The sequence below is a fragment of the Polymorphum gilvum SL003B-26A1 genome, assembly GCF_000192745.1.
Lineage (GTDB): Bacteria > Pseudomonadota > Alphaproteobacteria > Rhizobiales > Stappiaceae > Polymorphum > Polymorphum gilvum.
The window spans coordinates 2,542,922-2,561,040 of sequence record NC_015259.1 but is presented as its reverse complement, the minus strand read 5'-3'; the positions used below and the strand labels follow the sequence as shown (position 1 = coordinate 2,561,040).

15 protein-coding genes are annotated in these 18,119 nt (G+C 67.8%); 7 read left to right on the top strand and 8 right to left on the bottom strand.

Annotated elements, in window-relative coordinates:
- Positions 1–64 precede the first annotated feature (64 nt).
- The 4 genes from fabF (at position 65) to gmk (ending at position 4,241) form a co-directional block, all read left to right on the top strand.
- On the top strand, positions 65–1,330 hold the full coding sequence (gene fabF, locus SL003B_RS12125) for a beta-ketoacyl-ACP synthase II (protein ID WP_041376088.1): 1,266 nt from the start codon (positions 65–67) through the stop codon (positions 1,328–1,330).
- A gap of 141 nt (positions 1,331–1,471) precedes the next feature.
- Complete coding sequence (mltG, locus tag SL003B_RS12120) at positions 1,472–2,593, top strand: endolytic transglycosylase MltG (protein ID WP_013653141.1); 1,122 nt, start codon at positions 1,472–1,474, stop codon at positions 2,591–2,593.
- Positions 2,594–2,650: 57 nt separating this feature from the next.
- On the top strand, positions 2,651–3,544 hold the full coding sequence (locus SL003B_RS12115; RefSeq protein WP_013653140.1) for a YicC/YloC family endoribonuclease: 894 nt from the start codon (positions 2,651–2,653) through the stop codon (positions 3,542–3,544).
- Between the two features lie 4 nt (positions 3,545–3,548).
- Positions 3,549–4,241, top strand: a complete 693-nt coding sequence (gene gmk, locus SL003B_RS12110) for a guanylate kinase (protein WP_013653139.1) — start codon at positions 3,549–3,551, stop codon at positions 4,239–4,241.
- A gap of 114 nt (positions 4,242–4,355) precedes the next feature.
- Here gmk and rsmA read toward each other — a convergent pair whose 3' ends face one another.
- The 6 genes from rsmA to lptF all read right to left on the bottom strand — a co-directional run bounded on the left by rsmA (position 4,356) and on the right by lptF (position 11,992).
- Entirely contained in the window at positions 4,356–5,207 is an 852-nt protein-coding gene (gene rsmA, locus SL003B_RS12105) for a 16S rRNA (adenine(1518)-N(6)/adenine(1519)-N(6))-dimethyltransferase RsmA (protein ID WP_013653138.1), read from the bottom strand.
- Positions 5,204–6,223 carry a 4-hydroxythreonine-4-phosphate dehydrogenase PdxA gene (pdxA, locus tag SL003B_RS12100; RefSeq protein WP_041375512.1) on the bottom strand — a complete coding sequence of 340 codons (1,020 nt, stop codon included), beginning with the start codon at positions 6,221–6,223 and terminating at the stop codon, positions 5,204–5,206. The genes rsmA and pdxA overlap by 4 nt, the downstream gene beginning before the upstream one ends.
- A gap of 10 nt (positions 6,224–6,233) precedes the next feature.
- On the bottom strand, positions 6,234–7,157 hold the full coding sequence (locus tag SL003B_RS12095) for a peptidylprolyl isomerase (protein ID WP_013653136.1): 924 nt from the start codon (positions 7,155–7,157) through the stop codon (positions 6,234–6,236).
- 160 nt (positions 7,158–7,317) lie between these two features.
- Entirely contained in the window at positions 7,318–9,639 is a 2,322-nt protein-coding gene (locus tag SL003B_RS12090; RefSeq protein ID WP_242390243.1) for an LPS-assembly protein LptD, read from the bottom strand.
- A gap of 68 nt (positions 9,640–9,707) precedes the next feature.
- Complete coding sequence (gene lptG, locus SL003B_RS12085; RefSeq protein ID WP_013653134.1) at positions 9,708–10,799, bottom strand: LPS export ABC transporter permease LptG; 1,092 nt, start codon at positions 10,797–10,799, stop codon at positions 9,708–9,710.
- A gap of 5 nt (positions 10,800–10,804) precedes the next feature.
- Positions 10,805–11,992 (bottom strand): LPS export ABC transporter permease LptF, encoded by a 1,188-nt coding sequence (lptF, locus tag SL003B_RS12080; RefSeq protein WP_013653133.1) that lies wholly within the window; start codon positions 11,990–11,992, stop codon positions 10,805–10,807.
- 224 nt (positions 11,993–12,216) lie between these two features.
- Here lptF and SL003B_RS12075 point away from each other — a divergent pair, with 224 nt between their 5' ends.
- The 3 genes from SL003B_RS12075 (at position 12,217) to SL003B_RS12065 (ending at position 15,282) form a co-directional block, all read left to right on the top strand.
- Entirely contained in the window at positions 12,217–13,716 is a 1,500-nt protein-coding gene (locus tag SL003B_RS12075; protein WP_013653132.1) for a leucyl aminopeptidase, read from the top strand.
- Between the two features lie 418 nt (positions 13,717–14,134).
- Complete coding sequence (locus SL003B_RS12070; RefSeq protein WP_013653131.1) at positions 14,135–14,587, top strand: DNA polymerase III subunit chi; 453 nt, start codon at positions 14,135–14,137, stop codon at positions 14,585–14,587.
- Positions 14,584–15,282, top strand: coding sequence for a class I SAM-dependent methyltransferase (locus SL003B_RS12065; protein ID WP_013653130.1), 699 nt, complete (start codon positions 14,584–14,586; stop codon positions 15,280–15,282). Before SL003B_RS12070 ends, SL003B_RS12065 begins: the two co-directional genes overlap by 4 nt.
- 167 nt (positions 15,283–15,449) lie before the next feature.
- Here the strand turns inward: SL003B_RS12065 and SL003B_RS12060 are convergent, their stop codons facing one another.
- Positions 15,450–17,321: an ABC-F family ATP-binding cassette domain-containing protein gene (locus tag SL003B_RS12060; RefSeq protein ID WP_013653129.1), complete on the bottom strand. Its 1,872-nt coding sequence runs from the start codon at positions 17,319–17,321 to the stop codon at positions 15,450–15,452.
- Positions 17,322–17,405: 84 nt separating this feature from the next.
- Positions 17,406–17,918: a DinB family protein gene (locus tag SL003B_RS12055; protein WP_013653128.1), complete on the bottom strand. Its 513-nt coding sequence runs from the start codon at positions 17,916–17,918 to the stop codon at positions 17,406–17,408.
- Between the last annotated feature and the right edge of the window lie 201 nt (positions 17,919–18,119).

The following is an 18,119-nucleotide window of genomic DNA, read 5'->3' as shown; positions in this document are numbered from 1 at the left end:
CGCCGGTCCCTCTCGACCCGACGGGTCCAGGGGAGTACCTGCGGCCCGGAGTATGTGCAGGATGATGAGACGAGTCGTCGTTACCGGATTGGGCATGGTGTCTCCGCTCGGATGCGGAGTCGACGTGTCGTGGAAGAAGATTCTCGACGGAAAGAGCGGGGCCCGGCGGGTCACGAACTTCCAGGTTGACGATCTGGCCTGCCAGATTGCCTGCCAGATCCCGCGCGATCCTTCGGAAGAAGGGGCTTTCAATCCGGACGACTGGATGGACGCCAAGGAACAGCGCAAGGTCGACGACTTCATCATCTATGCGATGGCCGCCGCCGACCAGGCGCTGGCCGACGCCAACTGGAAGCCGGCGAGCTACGAGGAGCAGATCCGCTCCGGCGTGCTCATCGGCTCCGGCATCGGCGGCCTGCAGGGCATCGAGGAAGGCGCCCTCATCCTGAAGGAGAAGGGCCCGCGCCGCGTCAGCCCGTTCTTCATCCCCGGTCGCCTGATCAACCTTGCCGGCGGCTATGTCTCGATCCGCCACGGCCTCAAGGGTCCGAACCACGCGGTGGTCACCGCCTGTTCGACCGGTGCCCATGCCATCGGCGACGCGTCGCGGCTGATCGCGCTCGGCGATGCCGACGTGATGGTCGCCGGCGGCACCGAATCGCCGGTCTGCCGGCTGGCGCTGGCCGGCTTCGCCGCCTGCCGCGCGCTGTCGACTGCCTACAACGACACGCCGGAAAAGGCCTCGCGTCCCTATGACAAGGGCCGCGACGGCTTTGTCATGGGCGAAGGCGCCGGCATTGTCGTGCTCGAGGAATACGAGCATGCCGTGCGCCGCGGCGCCCGCATCTATGCCGAGATCATCGGCTACGGCCTGTCGGGCGACGCCTATCACATCACGGCGCCGTCCGCCGATGGGGACGGGGCCTATCGCTGCATGGACGCCGCGCTGCGCCGCGCCGGCGTCACCGCCTCCGAGGTCGACTACGTCAACGCCCACGGCACCTCGACGCCGCTCGGCGACGAGATCGAGCTCGGCGCCGTCACCCGGCTCGCCGGCAACGCCGCCAACCGGCTGACCATGTCGTCGACCAAGTCGTCGACCGGCCACCTGCTTGGTGCCGCCGGCGCGGTCGAGGCGATCTTCTCCGTGCTGGCGATCCGCGACGGCGTCGCGCCGCCGACGATCAACCTCGACGATCCGTCGGTCGAGACCGAGATCGACCTGGTCGCCAAGGCGGCCAAGCCGATGACCATCGACATCGCCCTGTCGAATTCGTTCGGATTCGGCGGCACGAATGCCTCGCTGGTGTTCCGCAAGGTCGCGGCCTGACCGGGCCGTCGCTGATTTCGCCCGATTCGTCGCGTTTAACGGAGACGGCGGGCGGAACGGCCGGACGGCGCCTGGAGGGCGCCGCCGCGGTTCGCGGCCCGGACCCGAGTGACGCCGAGATTGCCGGAGGTGCGCCCAGTCATGCGTATTAAGCCGAAGAGCCCGCGCGAAGCGATTCAGCCGGACCGGGCGCCCGAGCCTCCCGCGCGCTCGCGCCATGCCCGCAACCCGATCGTCATCCTGATCAATCTGGTGCTGTCCTCGGCCGTGCTCGCCGTGCTGGCGATCGGTGCCGGCCTGTACTGGGGCAAGGCCGAATTCGAGGCCCCCGGACCGCTCAAGACCGACACGACGGTGATCATCGCCTCCGGCTCCGGCCTGTCGATCATTTCCGACACGCTCGAGGCAAACGACGTCATCGACAACGCCTGGGTGTTCTCGCTCGGTGTGCGCGCCTACAAGAACGCCGGACGGCTCAAGGCCGGCGAATATGCCTTCACGGCCGGCACCAGCATGCGCCAGGTGATGACCGACCTGGTCGAAGGCAACGCCGTCACCCATGCGGTGACGGTCCCCGAAGGCTGGACCGTCGCCCAGACGGTGGCGCGGCTGCGCGAGAACCCGATCCTCGTCGGCGACCTCACCGACATCCCGCCGGAGGGCGCGATCCTGCCCGAGACCTACACGTTCACGCGCGGCACGTCGCGCCAGCAGATCCTCGACCAGATGAAGGCGGCGCAGGAGAAGCTTCTGGGCGAGATCTGGCAACGGCGCAGCGAAGGCCTGCCGATCGAGACGCCCGAGCAACTGGTCATCCTCGCCTCGATCGTCGAGAAGGAAACCGCGCGTGCCGACGAGCGCACCCGCGTCGCGGGCGTGTTCGTCAATCGGCTGAACCGCAACATGCCGCTGCAGTCGGACCCGACCATCCTTTACGGTCTCTACGGCGGCGAGGCTTGGACGCGCGACCGTTCGGCGATCACCCGCTCCGAACTCGACCGCCAGACGCCTTACAACACCTACCAGATCCGCGGCCTGCCGCCCGGGCCGATCGGCAACCCGGGGCGCGCGGCGATGGAGGCGGTGGCCAATCCCTCGCGCACCAAGGACCTCTATTTCGTCGCCGACGGCACCGGCGGGCACGTGTTCGCCGAGACCTACGAGCAGCATCAGGCCAATGTGCGCAAGTGGCGCGAGATCGAGCGGACCCTGCGTGAGGCGGAGAGGGCGAACGGCAACGGCGCCGCGGCCACCGCCAACTGAGGGTTCCGGGCGGGCGGGCCGGTGCCGGCCGGCGCGCCGGCAACAGCGGAGAACGACATGGCTCTGGCCAGCATGACCGGGTTCGCCCGGGTGGAGGGAAGTTCCGGACCGGTGCGCTGGACGTGGGAACTGCGTTCGGTGAACGGCAAGAACCTCGATGTGCGCATGCGCATTCCGACCGGCCTGGAAGAGCTCGAACCGCTGATCCGGGAAAAATGCGCCGCCGCGCTGCGGCGCGGAAACGTGTCCATCGGCCTGTCGATGCAGCGCGACCAGGGCGAGGCCTCGCTGACCGTCAACGAGCATGCGTTGGAAGCGGTGCTGAAGGCGATCCAGGTGCTGCATCGGCGCCTGCCGGACGCCGCGCCGCCGACGCTGGACGGCATCCTGGCTCACAAGGGCGTGCTGGAACTCAAGGAACCCGAGGATGACGAGGCGACACGCGCCGCACTGGTCGCCGAACTGGTGCGCAGTCTCGACGAGGCGCTCGACGGGCTCCTCGCCATGCGCCGCCGCGAGGGCGAGGCGATCGGCCGGATCCTCGGCCGCCAGATCGACACCGTCGCCGCGCTGACGGGGCGGGCGGAGGCCCTGCCCGGACGCAGCCTGGCGACGATCAAGGCCCGCCTTGCCGCCCAGGTCGCGGAGCTTCTGGACGCCTCGGTCGGGGCCCTGGACCCGCAGCGGCTGCATCAGGAGGCGGCGCTGCTGGCGACCCGCGCCGACATCCGCGAGGAACTGGACCGGCTTGCCGCCCATGTCGCGGCCGCGCGCGACCTGCTTTCGACGGGCGGTGCGGTCGGACGCAAGCTGGATTTCCTGGCGCAGGAATTCAACCGCGAGACCAACACGCTGTGTTCGAAGTCGAACGATGTGGAGCTCACCGCCATCGGTCTGGAGCTGAAAGCCATCATCGACCAGATGCGCGAGCAGATCCAGAATCTGGAGTAACGCCATGCCGGACGCGACCAAGGGAGCCATGATGACATCGGCGAGTGCGGAGGCGCAGCGGCGCGGCCTCATGCTCGTGCTGTCCTCGCCGTCGGGTGCCGGCAAGTCGACCATCGCCCGCCTTCTGCTCGAGAAGGAAGACACCATCGAATTGTCGATCTCGGTGACGACGCGGCCGCGCCGGTCGAGCGAGATCGACGGCGTCCACTATCATTTCGTCTCGCCCGAGCGCTTCGACCAGATGCGCGAGCGCGGCGAACTGCTGGAATGGGCCGAGGTGCACGGTAATTTCTACGCCACGCCGCGCGATCCGGTCGAAACGGCGCTGAAGGCGGGCCGCGACGTGCTGTTCGACATCGACATTCAGGGCACGTTCCAGCTTTATGAGCGCATGCGCGAGGACGTCGTCTCGGTGTTCATCCTGCCGCCGTCGATCGCCGAGATGAAGTCGCGCCTGCACCGGCGGGCAGAGGATACCGAAGAGGTGATCCTGCGCCGCCTGAAGACCGCGGTCGGCGAGATGCGCCACTGGGCCGAGTACGATTACGTCGTCGTCAACGACGATCTCGGCCGGGCCTACGAGGGCGTGCGGGCGATCCTCAGGGCCGAGCGCCTGAAGCAGTCCCGGTCGCCGGCGATCGGGGGCTTCATCGACGGCATGCTGGCCGACCTGCGCCAGGAACTCGGCGAGGTCTGAGGGCGCGAGAGCATATTCCGACCGGATCGAATCGACCCGGTCGATAAGACTATGCTCCGGTGAACAAGCTGGAGCGATTTCTTGTCGATCAAGCGGTTCCGCTTGACGGAAAGTTCACATCAAGCGACCGCCGGCGAATCGCTCGGCGAGGGCGACGAAGCCCGCGATATCGATTTCCTCCGCCCGTGCAGTCGGGATGAGACCGGCTTCCTCGATCAGACGCTCGGCCTGCGGATCGAGCGTCTTGAGGCTGGCGCGCAGCATCTTGCGGCGCTGACCGAAGGCGGCCGCGGTGACCCGTTCCAGCGCCTTCAGGCTGCAGGGCAGGGGCTCGACGCGTGGCACCAACTGGACCACGGCAGAGGTCACCTTCGGCGGCGGCGTGAAGGCCTGGGGGGAGATATCGAACAGGATCCTCGCCTGCGTGCGCCAGCCGGCGAGCACGCCGAGCCGGCCATAGGCCTTGTCGCCGGGCGCCGCCACGATGCGCTCGGCGACCTCGCGCTGGAACATCAGCGTCAGCGAGGACCAGAACGGCGGCCAGCCGGGAGTGGTGATCCAGTTGATCAGAAGCTGGGTGCCGACGTTGTAGGGCAGGTTGGCGACGATCTTGACCGGCTCGCCGGCGGCGAGCGTGGCCGCGTCGATCTCCAGCGCGTCGCCCTCGACCACCGTCAGCCTTCCCGGATAGCGGTCTGCGATCTCCGCCAGCGCCGGCAGGCAGCGGCGGTCCTTCTCGATCGCGATCACCCGCCCGGCGCCGGCGGCGAGCAGGGCACGCGTCAGCCCGCCCGGACCGGGGCCGATCTCGACCACCGTGCAGGCGTCGAGCGGCGCGGCCGCGCGCGCGATGCGCGAGGTCAGGTTGAGGTCGAGCAGGAAGTTCTGGCCGAGCGACTTGCGCGCGTCGAGGCCATGCGCGCGGATCACCTCGCGCAGCGGCGGCAGATCGTCGATCCGGCTCATGTCAGGACGCTGGGATCGCCAAGCGCGGCGGCAAGCCGGACGCTGGCCGCGAAACTGTCCGGACGGGCGGTGCCGGTTCCGGCGATCGGGAAGGCGGTGCCGTGATCGGGCGAGGTGCGCACGAAGGGCAGCCCGAGCGTGACGTTGACGGTCTCGTCGAAGGCAATCGTCTTGACCGGGATCAGGGCCTGGTCGTGATACATGCCGAGCACGCAGTCGTATTCCCTGCGCGCAGCCGGATGGAAGAGCGTGTCGGCCGGGAAGGGACCGCGCGCGTCGATGCCCTCGGCGCGCAACCGGGCGACGGCCGGGGCGACGACCGTCTCGTCCTCGATGCCCATGGTGCCGCCTTCGCCGGCATGCGGATTGAGGCCGGCCACGGACAGGCGCGGGGCGGCGATGCCGAAGCGGACCTTCAGGTCGCGCGCCACGATGTGCCCGGTCTCGACGATGAGATCGGTGGTGAGCACGTCGGGGACGCGGCGCAGGGCGATGTGGGTGGTGACCGGGACCACCATCAGGCTCGGCCCGGCGAGCATCATCACCGGCCGCCACGGACCAGGCCCCCACTGTTCGGCGAGGACGCCGAGGAATTCGGTGTGGCCGGGATGGCGGAAGCCGGCGTCGTAGAGAACCTTCTTGTGGATCGGGTTGGTGACGACGGCGGTCGCCACACCCTGGCGCACGTCGGCGACGGCGGCCTCGATCGACGAAATGACGGCCGCGCCGGTATCGGCCTGGGCTTCGCCCGGCCGGTCCGCAACCGGCGCGCCGGTCGGCACCACCGGGAGGGCCTCGGCGAAGGCATCGAGCGTCTGGCCGGGTTCGACGGTGCGGATCGGCACGGACAGGCCAAGACGCGCCGCGCGGTCTGCAAGGAATTGCGGATCGGCGCGCATGTAGAACGCTGGCAAACCGAGTTCATCGCGCCGGCTCCAGGCCATCAGCGCTATGTCGGGACCGATACCCGCCGGTTCTCCGCAGGTCACGACCAGGGGATGGTGAGCCGAACGCATTGCCGATACGCTAGCGGTATTCGATGGTGGCGCGGCGGCGAAGCTCCTGAAGGTAGCGGCGCGACATCTGTTCGCCTTCCTTCTGGCGCAGTTCGTCCTCGATGGCGGTGCGCGCGGCGATGTCCGACTGGATTTCCCGCTTGCCGCAAACGGCGATCATCTCGAGGCCGCGGCTGGTCTGCTCGGGTGGCGTCAGGCGGCCAACCTCGGTCTTGACGATGGTATCGCGCAGGGCCGGCGGCAGTTCGGTCTCAAGCCGGTGCCCGATGGCCCGGACGACCACCTCGTTCAGGGTCCTTGCCTGGGCGGCCCCGGTCTCGCAGGAGGTGAACTCCTTGCGGAACTGGTCTGCCTCACGCTTGCGCTGCGCCTTCAAGCCACTGGACGCCTTCTGCGGCACGACGAAGATCACCTGGCGCAGTTCGAACTCGATGCTGAGGTTCTTGTTCTTGTCCTCGGATTTCTGAAGGGCGGCGATGACGTCGGAATCGGACACCTTGACCTGGGCGCGGAAGCGTTGGCCGACCGCGCGCGACCACGCGACTTCCGCACGCAGGCGGGCACGCAACGTATCCGGATCGACGCCGCTCTGGCGCAGGGCGGCGGCGAGGTTTGCCGGGGACATCTTGACGCGCTGCGCGATGCTGGCGAAGGCGTCGTCGACGTCGCCCTTGGACACCGAGATGCCGATGCGCTGCGCTTCCTTGAGCTTGAGCACGTCGTCGACCAGTTCCTCCTGCGCCATGCGCCGGGCCGTTTCGCCTGACTTGCGCTGGGTGAGCGTGATCAGCCGCGCCCTCTGGGCGATGTCGTAGCTGGTGATGGCCTGCTCGTTGACGACGACCTTGATGGAGGTCTGCGCCATCGCGCCCGCGCCGAGACCCGCCAGCAGCAACAGCGACAGGAATAGGATCTGAATAGGCTGTCTCATCATCCGTCTTGTCCGGAGCCTTTCGCCCGGCGCCCCCCACATTGGCCTACTGTCATGGATCACGATGTCGCACAGTCCGGCGCAGATTTCAAAGTCTACAGTCCGAATGGCCGGTAACAGTGGCCAAATTTGGGTGCGATCCTAATGCCTGTAGCGTCTAGACCTAGCGGTTGACGCCGCTCGACACCTGCGTGTTGCCGATGGTGCGCAGCCCGACGCGCAGATAGACCATGCGGTCGACCGGATCGCCGTTGTTGCGGCTGCGATCCTCCTGGTAGGACAGCGAGACGGAGAAGCCCTCGTCGTCGTAGCCGATGCCGACGCCGTCCTGGACGATGTTTTCGTTTTCCAGGTCGTAGCGCAGCGAGCCGAAAACACGCCAGTTCTGGATCAGCCGCAGGCTGGCGGAGCCGAGGATCTCCTCGCGCGGCCGGTCGATGCCGAGATCGGGCTGCTCGCTCAGGAACGCATAGGCGAGGCTGCTGACCACGGGTCCATAGGTGGCGGTCGCCTGAGCCTGGACGCGTCGGACCGAGAAGTCGGTGCCGTCGAAGCGTGTCTGCGCGCCGACCTTGACGCCGTAGCGCGTATCGAAATAGAGGCTGCTGACATAGTCGGAACGCGCCGTCTCCAGGCCCGAATCCCGCGTTGCGCCGAGCACGTCCGTGTAGGCGTAAGAATTGCGGCCGGCGAGGTGGAACGAGCGGCCGAACAGCACGCTCATGTATTGGCCGCTGTCGAACTGGAGCTTGTAGTTCAGCCCGACGTTGGCGCGCGTGCCGCCTTCGGCACGGTCGAAGCCGGAGAACTTGTCGTAGTCGAAAAGGGTCGTTGCGTCGAACACGATGCTCTGCGCGTCGTCGTTCGGCAACTGTCCGATGCGCTGCTCGTCGGGACGGACGATGACCTGGGCGATGGGCTCGATGATCTGGTTGCCGCCGTCGAAGGTGGCGACGAAGGGATAGCGGTATTCCAGACCTGCGGCCGGGACGGCGCGGCCGACGAAAGCGTCGTCGGTCAGCGTCGTGACGTTCTTGTCGGCCGAGGCGAGGAAGAACAGGTCGCCACGGACATAGGCGAAGGGCGTGAACACCTGGCCGAGCGGATCGATCAGGGTGCGCCGCCACTCGCTCATGACGCTCCAGCGTGAGAAGGTGCCGTCGACGCCGCGGTAGCGGTTGACGCCGCCGACGGCGAAGGCGTCGGTCTTGGCGCGGGTCAGGCTGGTGAAGTTGCTGGTCAGCGACAGCTCGCCGCCGGCGACCGGGTCGTCGAACACGTAGTCGTAGTCGACCACCGGCAGGACGAAGGGCTGCTTGTCCTGCAGGTCGCTGCCGACCGGCGAGAACGGGCCGACCGGGTCATGACCGGCGGCCGCCGAATTGTAGTCCTCCTGCGTGATGGAAAACGCGTAGGCCCTGACGCTGAGCGCGTTGCGGCGCGTCTCGCCGGACAGATAGATCTGCGAGATCTCGTCCTTGCCCGAGAAGCTGACGGCGCTGTAGTCCTCCAGGAAGGCGCGGTCCGTCTTGTAGGTCAGGTCCCAGCCCCACTTCCAGTTGCGCGAGATGCGGAACTCGCCGTCGGTGTGGATCGCCCCGCGCCAGCGCCGATCGCCGCTGGAGCCGGCGAACTCGTTCGGGCGCGCCTGGAACAGGCCCGCTGCGGCCACGGTGTAGGAGCCCGACATCAGCCGGTGCCGCCAGGACACCTCGCCGAGCGCGCCCTGCTTGGACATCGGCGTCGCGGCGACGGTGAGGTCGAAATGCGGGTCGAGCGCCCAGTAATAGGGAACCGTGACGCCGACGCCGAGGCGGTCGGAATAGACGCCCGACGGCATCAGGAACCCGGACTTGCGCTTCACCGTCGGGTCCGGCATCGACAGGTAGGGCAGGTACGCGACCGGCTGGCCGAAGAATTCCAGCGCCGCGTCCTCGTAGTAGATTACCCGTTCCTGCTGGTTGTGGATGATCCTGGCGGCGCGCAGGCGCCACAGCGGCGGCTTGCCGGGCGGCGTCGTCGGGCGGGTGTAGACGGTGTAGACGCCGTTCTCGAAGGTGGTCACGTTGCCGCCGCTGCGCGTCGCGGTCTCGGCGACGAAACGGGTGCGTTCGGGCGTGTCGAGCTGTAGCGAGCGCGCGAAGCCGTCGGCGAAATCGTCCGACAGTTCCATTTCCTCGCCGCTCAGCACGTTGCCGTCCGGTTCGGTCATGCGCACGGCGCCGCGCGCTGTCAGCCGACCGTTGCGGCGATCGTAGCTGACCTGCCGCGCCTCGAGCGTGTAGCCGTCGTAATAGATCTGCACCGTGCCGGATGCGGACACGACGTCCCGGTCGAAATCGTAATTGAGGCTGTCGGCCTCGAGCATCATCTGGGCGGCGGGATCGACCCGCGTGGCGAGCGCCTCCTGCAGGGACTGCTGGGCCTCGGCTGGACCGGCGGCGGCGAGGCTGCAGGCAAAACCGAGCGCAAGCCCGCGGAGCAAGCCTCCGCGCGCCGGGCGCACAGCGCCTTCGACCGGAAAGAGGGACCGCGAGGGCAGCCTGGCCGCCATCATCCGTCTTCCCGGTTCAGCAGGATCGTCAGTCCCATGAGCACTCCAAACGCACCCGGAGCCCAGGCCGCGACGAGTGGCGGCACGATGCCGGCACCGCCGAAGTCGCGACCGAGCTCCGACAGAACGTAAAGCACGAAGCCGGCGATGATTCCACCCAGAATCATGCCGCCCAGACCGCCGAAGCGCGAAACCCGAAGGGAAACCGCCGCAGCGATCAGCACCATCGCCAGCAGAAGCAGCGGCCGGGCCAGAAGACTATGATATTGAAGGGTGTATCGGTAGGCTGGCAGACCCGCCCGGCTGGCCAGTTCGATGAAGCGCGGCAGGTTCCAGAACGAAATCGATTCGGGCGCGCCAATGCTCTCGCGCACCTCGGTCGGGGTCAGGTAGGTGCTGACCTCGTAGGTGCCATAGCGCTGAGGGTCGCTCTCGGTGGTGTAGACGATGACGTCCTTGAGGTGCCAGAACTGGTTGCGCAGCCGCGCCTCGCGGGCCTCGATGCGCTCCTGGAACGAGCCGGCGCGGTCGAAGGTGAAGATCGTCACGCCGAGCAGGCGTTCGCCGTGGTCGAGCAACTGTTCGGCGTTCAGCACGGATTCGCCGTCGAGGCCGTCCTGGCGGATCCAGACGGCGTTGGTCGTTTGCAGCAGGAATGTCTCCTCCGTGCCGAAGATGCCGGCGGCGACCTCGTTGGAGCGTTCCTGCATCCACACGGCCATCGGGTTGTAGAGCGTTACCGACACGAGGCCGATGATCAGGGCAACGAGCACCGCCGGTGCGCCGAACTGCCACACGGAGATGCCTGCCGCGCGCGCGACGACCAGTTCCAGCGCCCGGCTAAGGGTGACGAAGGCCCAGATCGCGCCGAACAGGACGGCGAAGGGAAGGACCTGTTCGAGCAGAAGCGGCACGCGCAGAAGCGAGATCAGGGTGATGCGCAGGACGGAGAAATCGCCGCGCTCGCCAGCCCGGCGTAGCAGTTCCAGCACGTCGAACAGGAAGATCAGAACCGCCGCCAGCAGGAACAGGCCAAGGATCGCCTTGAGAAAGCGGCGGGAGAAATAGAGGGTGAGCGTCGGGCCGAGCATGGTGGTCACGCGGCTCCGCCTATGCCGCGCCGGGCAAGGCGGGCCTGCAGTCGATCGGCCGCCTCGGCGAGCCGGTCGCCCATGTGAGCGAGCCAGGCCGGGGCGCCGCGCCCGCTGTCGTTCAGGATCGTCCAGAGGGCGACGCCGATGCCGATGAGCGGTACGAGATAGTAGCCGAGGGTCAGCGAGGCCTGGCCGGAGATCAGCGTGCTGACGCCGAAGCCTGCCGTGCGCAGTCCGATGCAGGCGACCAGCGCGCCGAGCATGGCCATGCCGCGGCCCTGGCGGGTGGTACGGGCCTGGCCCAGGAAGGCGAAGACGATAAGGCCGAAGGCGAGCGGGTAGAGCGGCTGGCTCAGTCGGTCGTGCAACTCGGCGCGCAGCCGATCGGCGTTCTGGCGCGCGTAGTCATCCTGATGCGTGCCGAGCAGGAGGGCGAGCGTCGGACGCTCGCTCGCCTTGTAGATCGGAGTGGACGTCTCGGGGATCAGAGCCGACAGGTCGAAGGCATAGGACTGGAAGCGGACGATGGAGATGTCGCCGTCGGTCTTCGGCCGGCGCTGGATGGTTCCGTCCTGCATCAACAGCAGCGTGCGGTCCGCCGCCTCGACGATGCGCCCGACGTCGGCCTGGTAGGTGAAGACGGTCTGCGGATCGCGCCTATCATGCAGCAGCAGCCCGTCCAGGCTGCCGTCGCCCCTGCGGTTGCGGATGTGGAAGGTCAGGCCGTCCTCGACCGTGATGAAGCGCCCCGGCCGGACGATGTTGGCGACGAGGTCGACGCGCACGCGGGCGATCTCGTCGCGCAGCTGCGCCAGTCCGAGTGGAGCGACGTAGAGCGACAAGGTCGCGCTGAGCAGCATTATCGCGGCGCTGAACAGGACGACAGGACGCAGCACCAGGAAGCGCGAGCCGCCGCTGGCGTTGATGACGATCAGTTCGCTGTCGCTGGACAGCGCGTTGAGCACCAGGATGAGCGCGATCATCAGCGCGAAAGGGGCGACGACGAGGACCAGGAACGGCATCGCCAGCATGGTGATGCCGACGAACTGGACGATGGTCTGGCCCTTTGAGGTGACGAGATCGAGCTGACGCAGGGCCTGGGTCGCCCACACCACGCCGGTCATGGCGGCGAGCGTCATGACGAAGGCGATGCCCGCCCGCCGGACGATGTATCGTTCAAGCGTCTTCATCGGGTCCTCGCGCCGGCACCCCTGCGCCAGCCGAATCCTTGCTCCACGTCCCAACCGTTCAACGGATTAGCATGGTTCCTGGTGAACGGCACGACAACAAGATTGGTTAATTTGTATTTATTTCCGCAAGGCTTGCCGGCTCGCGCGAGGCGCGCCATGCTGGAGCCGAATTGAAATCGCGCGGTGCGATCCGCCCGTGACCGCAAGAGTATCCGGAAGGTCTCATGTCCAAACTCGCCAGCATCTCCTTTGCCAAGCCAGCAGTACCCGCGACCGGCATCGCGGTCGTCTTCGCGACAGAGGATCTGAAGGCAGGCCCGCTCGGCTCGCCCCTTCTGGACGCCCTGACCAGCGGCTTCGAGAAGGTCGCCAAGGCGGGTGGTTTTGCCGGCAAGCGGCTGTCGAAGCTGGACCTGATTGCCCCGGCCGGGCTCGAACTCGACCGGCTGATCGTGATCGGCGTGGGCAAGCCCGACGATCTCGGCGAACAGGACTGGCTGAAGCTCGGCGGCACCGCGCAAGCAGCGCTCGCCGCCGCCAAGGCGTCGCAGGCGACCGTCGTGCTCGACCTGCCGGACGGGGGCGAGGTGTCGCCCGAGGCGGCCGCGACGCTGGCGACGGGCGTCAGACTCCGCTCCTATCGCTTCGATGTCTACAAGACCAAGAAGGACGATGACAATGGTGCGCCGGACCTCGACCTCGACATCGTCGGCCCGGATCCGAAGGCCGCGAAGAAGGCCTGGGCAGTGACCGCAGGGCTTGCCGACGGTGTGTGCCTTGCCCGAGACCTCGTCAATGAGCCGCCCAACGCGCTCGGTCCGGTCGAATTCGCCGAGCGCGCGGCGAAGCTGGAAAAGTTGGGTGTCGAGGTCGAAATCCTGACCGAGAAGGAGATGAAGAAGCTCAAGATGGCAGCCCTGCTCGGCGTCGCGCAGGGCTCGCGGCGGCCGCCGCGGCTAGCAATCATGCGCTGGAACGGCGGCAGGAAGGACGACGCGCCGCTCGCCTTCGTCGGCAAGGGCGTCGTGTTCGACACAGGCGGCATCTCGATCAAGCCGGCCGCCGGCATGGAGGAAATGAAGGGCGACATGGGTGGCGCTGCTGCCGTCGTCGGCCTCATGCATGCGCTCGCCGCGCGTAAGGCCAAGGCCAACGTGGTCGGGGTCATCGGCCTGGTCGAGAACATGCCGGACGGCAACGCGCAACGGCCGGGCGACATCGTGCGGGCGATGTCGGGCACGACCATCGAGATCCTGAACACGGACGCCGAGGGCCGACTCGTGCTGGCCGACGCGCTCTGGTACACCCAGGAGCGCTACAAGCCGGCCTTCATGATCGATCTCGCCACGCTCACCGGCGCGGTCATCGTCGCGCTCGGCAACCACAACGCCGGCCTTTACAGCAACAATGACGACCTCGCCGAGCATCTGTCGGAGGCCGGCGAGCAGACCGGCGAATGGGTCTGGCGCATGCCGCTCGGCAAGCACTACGACAAGCTGATCGACACGCCCAACGCGGACGTCAAGAACACCGGCGGCCGGTTCGCCGGCTCGATCACCGCCGCGCAGTTCCTGCAACGCTTCACCAACGACCTGCCCTGGGCACATCTCGACATCGCCGGCACCGCCTTCGGCCAGCCGAAGGACGAGATCAACCAGGGTTGGGCTTCCGGCTACGGCGTAAGGCTGCTCGACCGGCTGGTGCGCAACCACTACGAAAAGTGAGGTAGAGGGCCGGAAAAAGAAAAACCCGCCGGAAGCGGCGGGTTTTCATGGCGGGCAGGGTGTCCTGACAGGATGGCTCAGCACGCCTTGTAGGACTGGCAGGCAGTCGCGGTTTCGGTGACGACGAGGCCGAGAGCCGCGGTCGCGCCCGCCAGGCCGGCAACCAGGGTGAAGAATAACGCAACGCGAACCAGCATGCAGGATCCCCAAGTGCTTTCGGGCGCGCGGCCCGGATTCTATTGGACAAGGTGCGAGTCGCGACCTGTCCGCCCCGACGGTTAGAAGTAAGGGCTCGGAATTTGCGAAGGGTTAATGATACGAGTCGCGCCGCCTGTCCACCGGCGGACCTGACGCAGCGGACGATCGGTCGGGCGGTGTTGCCCTGCAGCATCACCGCGACCGGTGCGGGGAGCGAGCGGTGAGCGCCGAAGCCCTTTTCTACCATCTCCAGCACCAGCCGCTCGAGGCGATGTTGCCGGGGCTGCTCATGAAGTGCCTCGACCGTGACTGGCGGGTGGTTGTGCAGACCGGTTCACCGGAGCGCTGCGCGGCGCTCGACGCGCATCTGTGGACCTTCGCCGACGACGCGTTCCTGCCGCACGGAACCGCCGCCGACGGCCATGCCGAGGACCAGCCGATCTTTCTGACCGCCGCCGGCGACAACCCGAACCGGGCAACCGTCCGCTTCCTGGTCGACCGGGCGCAACCGCCGCCGCTGGCCGGCTACGAGCGTGTCGTCTATGTCTTCGACGGCAGGGACCCGGAGGCCGTCGCGGAGGCGCGGCTGCGCTGGAAGGAGGCGAAGGAGCAAGGCTTTACGGTAACCTACTGGCAACAAGGCGAAAACGGCGGCTGGGAGCGCAAGGCATGACGGCGAATGACGACGATTTTCTCGGCCGACGCGAGGCCGCGCGCACGCGGCTGGACGGACTGGCCGGCGCCAGGGACGGAGACCCGGCTGAGCGCGGCGCCTGGTTCCAGGCCGTTTACGACAGCGCCGGCGACGATCCGGCGGCCGTGCCCTGGGCGGACCTGGCACCCAAGGACGTTCTCGTCGACTGGCTGGTACGGCATCCGGGCGAGGGGCGCCGGGCGCTCGACATCGGCTGCGGGCTCGGCGACAACGCCGAGGCGATCGCTGCGGCAGGCTACCGCACCAGCGCCTTCGACCTGGCGCCGGGGGCGATCGAGTGGGCGCGCAAGCGCTTTCCCGACAGCCCGGTCGACTATCGTGTCGGCGACCTGTTCGCGCTGCCGACGGACTGGGTGGGGAACTTCGGCCTGGTCCACGAATGCTATACGATTCAAGCGCTTGACGATCCCCTGCGGTCCCAGGCCTTTGCCGCCATCGCGGCGCTGCTCGCCCCCGGCGGAACGCTGCTGGTGATCACGCGAACGCGCGCGGAGGGCTGTGCGGCGGACGGTCCGCCCTGGCCGCTGATGCCGTCCGAACTGGTGCGCTTCGAGGCGCTCGGGCTGGAACGGGTGAGCGCCACGCCCTACACGGTCGAGCGGCCGGGACGGCGTATCCCGCACGTTCTGGCGGAATTCCGCCGTCCGGGCTGAGCCTGTCAGCCCAGCCGGAAACCCGCCGGATACCTGCCGAAGTCTTGTCGGAAACCATCCCGATCGCTGCTCAAAATTGCGGCAGACAGGAGACGGCGATCTCGCGCTCCCGGTCGCGGAACGTGTCGTCGACGTCGAAGCCGATGGTCGTCGGATGAGAAGACCGCTTACGCCTCTTCCAGTTCGGCGGCGAGCTGCAGCCATTCCTCTTCCGTCGCCGCCAGCTTCTTCTCGATGAAGGCGCGTTCGCGGGCGAACTTGGCGGCGCGTTCGGGATCGCGCAGGAAGAAGTCGGGGTCGGCCATGGTCTGGTCGAGCATGACGATCTTGTCCTGCAGGCGGGCCATCTCCTTTTCCGCCGCCTCGATCTTCTTGCGCAGGGGGGCGAGGCGTGCGCGCTTCTCGGCCGCCTCGCGGCGCTTGTCCTGCGAGGAAGCCGCCTTGTCGGCGTCGTCCTGCGCCTTGCGGGCGCCGTCCGGGCCCTGCAGGATCAGCCGGCGGTAGTCCTCCATGTCGCCGTCGAAGGGCGCGACGGAGCCGTTGCCGACCAGCCACAGGCGGTCGGCGCAGGCCTCGACCAGGTGTCGGTCGTGGGAGATCAATACCACGGCGCCCTGGAACTCGTTGAGCGCCAGCACCAGCGCCTCGCGGCTATCGATGTCGAGATGGTTGGTCGGCTCGTCGAGGATGATCAGGTTCGGCCCGTCGAAGGTGGAAAGTCCCAGGAGCAGGCGCGCCTTCTCGCCGCCCGACAGGTCCCTGGCCGGCGTGTCCATGCGGTCGGTCGGCAGGCCGAAGCGTGCGACGCGGGCGCGCACCTGGGCCTCCGGCGCCTGCGGCATGAGGGAGCGGACATGGGCGACAGCGCTGTCGGCCGGCCGCAACTCGTCGAGCTGGTGCTGGGCGAAGAAGGCGATCTTCAGCTTCGGCGCGCGCACGATCTCGCCCGACAGAGGGGCGAGGCGCCCGGAGATCAGTTTGGCGAAGGTCGACTTGCCGTTGCCGTTGGCGCCGAGCAGCGCGATGCGGTCGTCGGTGTCGATGTTGAGCGACAACCGCGACAGCACCGGCCGGCCGTCGTAGCCGGCCGAGACGTTCTCCAGCTTGAGGATCGGCGGCGCGAGCCGGCCCTGCGGATCGGGGAAATGGATCGGCCGGGCGCTCTCTTCCGTCAGCGCCGCGATCGGCTCCATCTTCTCCAGCATCTTCAGCCGCGACTGCGCCTGGCGCGCCTTGGTCGCCTTGGCCCGGAAGCGGTCGACGAAGGCCTGCAGGTGCTTGCGCTGCGCATCCTGCTTCTCCTTGGCCTTGGCCTGCAGGATCATGGTCTCGCGGCGCTGGCGGTCGAAGCTGTCGTAGCCGCCGCGGTAGAAGGTCAGCTTGCCCTGGTCGAGGTGGACGATGCTGTCGACCGCCTTGTTGAGCAGGTCGCGGTCGTGGGAGATCAGCAGCACCTGGTGGGGATAGCGCGCGACGTAGCTTTCCAGCCACAGCGTGCCTTCGAGGTCGAGATAGTTGGTCGGCTCGTCGAGCAACAGCAAATCCGGCTCGGAGAACAGCACGGCGGCGAGCGCGACGCGCATGCGCCAGCCGCCGGAGAAGGAGGCGCAGGGACGCTGCTGCGCCTCGGCATCGAAGCCGAGGCCGGACAGGATGGCGCCGGCGCGCGCCTCGGCCGTATGGCTGCCGATGTCGGCAAGGCGGGTGTGAATCTCGGCGATGCGGTTCGGGTCGCTGGCGCGCTCGGCCTCGGCCAGCAGCGCGCTGCGCTCGGTGTCGGCGGCCAGCACGACCTCCATGAGGCTCTGCTGCGTGCCCGGCGCCTCCTGGGCGACCTGGCCGATACGCGCGCTTTTCGGCACCTGGATCGAGCCGGATTCGGGCGACAGGTCGCCGGTGATCAGCTTGAACAGCGTCGACTTTCCGGCGCCGTTGCGCCCGACCAGACCGGTCTTGGTGCGCGCGGGCAGGGTCACGCTGGCATGGTCGATGAGGAGCCGGCCGCCGATGCGGTAGGTGAGGTCGGTGATCTGCAACATGGGGCGGATCTTTGGGCCAGCGTCCGCCGCGATGCAAGTCCCGATCGATGGTCCGACCGGACCCGGTCGGGCCGCCCGCCGCGCTCAGGCCGCCATGCCGAGGCCGCTTTCGCGCTGGAAGTGGATCAGGTCGAGCGCGCGCGGCTTCCTGCCGAGCATGGTCAGGAAGGCGTGCACCTGGCCGCGGTGGTGGGTCTGGTGGTTGAAGACATGCACCAGGGCGGCGCCGATCGGCTGCTGGATGACCACCGGGTTGAGGATCGTGCGGTAGCGGATCGGCTGCAGCAGCTCACCCTCGGTGACCTGGTCGATGTAGGCGATCAGGCGCGCGTCGAGGATGTCGCGCTCCGCCTTCAGGGACGCCAGATCCTCGGTCAGGGTCATGTCGAAGGTATCGAAGGCCTCGCCCTCGCCGTAGAGGCGCACCAGCCAGATCATGTCCGCGAGCAGCAGGTGATCGAGGGTGCCGTGGATCGAGCGGTAGTAGGCGGCGAGGTTGCGGTGGTACTCCTCGTCGCTGAGGCCGGTGCAGTCCTCGAGGAGGCGCGTGTTCGCCCAGTGATTGTAACCCGCCATCATCCGCATGTAGGCCTTCATGGTAACGCCCTCCAGGAGTCTCGGGAACCCGAGTGTGGCGAACTCGCGGCACGGCGGCCTTGAGCAGAATCAACTGCGGCGCAGCAGGGGCACGCCTCGCCCCTTGCGGCACGCCTTGGGCAAAGCTATAGGAACGCGGACTTTTCAGGTCCGGTCGGGCAGCCGCCCGCCGGACGATGCGGATGCCGGAGGCGCCGCGTC

Bases quoted from the DNA above. Each gene is read 5' to 3' on its own strand.
- fabF (WP_041376088.1), top strand. From the start codon at position 65: ATGAGACGAGTCGTCGTTACCGGATTGGGCATGGTGTCTCCGCTCGGA.
- mltG (WP_013653141.1), top strand. From the start codon at position 1,472: ATGCGTATTAAGCCGAAGAGCCCGCGCGAAGCGATTCAGCCGGACCGG.
- SL003B_RS12115 (WP_013653140.1), top strand. From the start codon at position 2,651: ATGGCTCTGGCCAGCATGACCGGGTTCGCCCGGGTGGAGGGAAGTTCC.
- gmk (WP_013653139.1), top strand. From the start codon at position 3,549: ATGCCGGACGCGACCAAGGGAGCCATGATGACATCGGCGAGTGCGGAG.
- rsmA (WP_013653138.1), bottom strand. From the start codon at position 5,207: ATGAGCCGGATCGACGATCTGCCGCCGCTGCGCGAGGTGATCCGCGCG.
- pdxA (WP_041375512.1), bottom strand. From the start codon at position 6,223: ATGCGTTCGGCTCACCATCCCCTGGTCGTGACCTGCGGAGAACCGGCG.
- SL003B_RS12095 (WP_013653136.1), bottom strand. From the start codon at position 7,157: ATGATGAGACAGCCTATTCAGATCCTATTCCTGTCGCTGTTGCTGCTG.
- lptG (WP_013653134.1), bottom strand. From the start codon at position 10,799: ATGCTCGGCCCGACGCTCACCCTCTATTTCTCCCGCCGCTTTCTCAAG.
- lptF (WP_013653133.1), bottom strand. From the start codon at position 11,992: ATGAAGACGCTTGAACGATACATCGTCCGGCGGGCGGGCATCGCCTTC.
- SL003B_RS12075 (WP_013653132.1), top strand. From the start codon at position 12,217: ATGTCCAAACTCGCCAGCATCTCCTTTGCCAAGCCAGCAGTACCCGCG.
- SL003B_RS12065 (WP_013653130.1), top strand. From the start codon at position 14,584: ATGACGGCGAATGACGACGATTTTCTCGGCCGACGCGAGGCCGCGCGC.
- SL003B_RS12060 (WP_013653129.1), bottom strand. From the start codon at position 17,321: ATGTTGCAGATCACCGACCTCACCTACCGCATCGGCGGCCGGCTCCTC.
- SL003B_RS12055 (WP_013653128.1), bottom strand. From the start codon at position 17,918: ATGAAGGCCTACATGCGGATGATGGCGGGTTACAATCACTGGGCGAAC.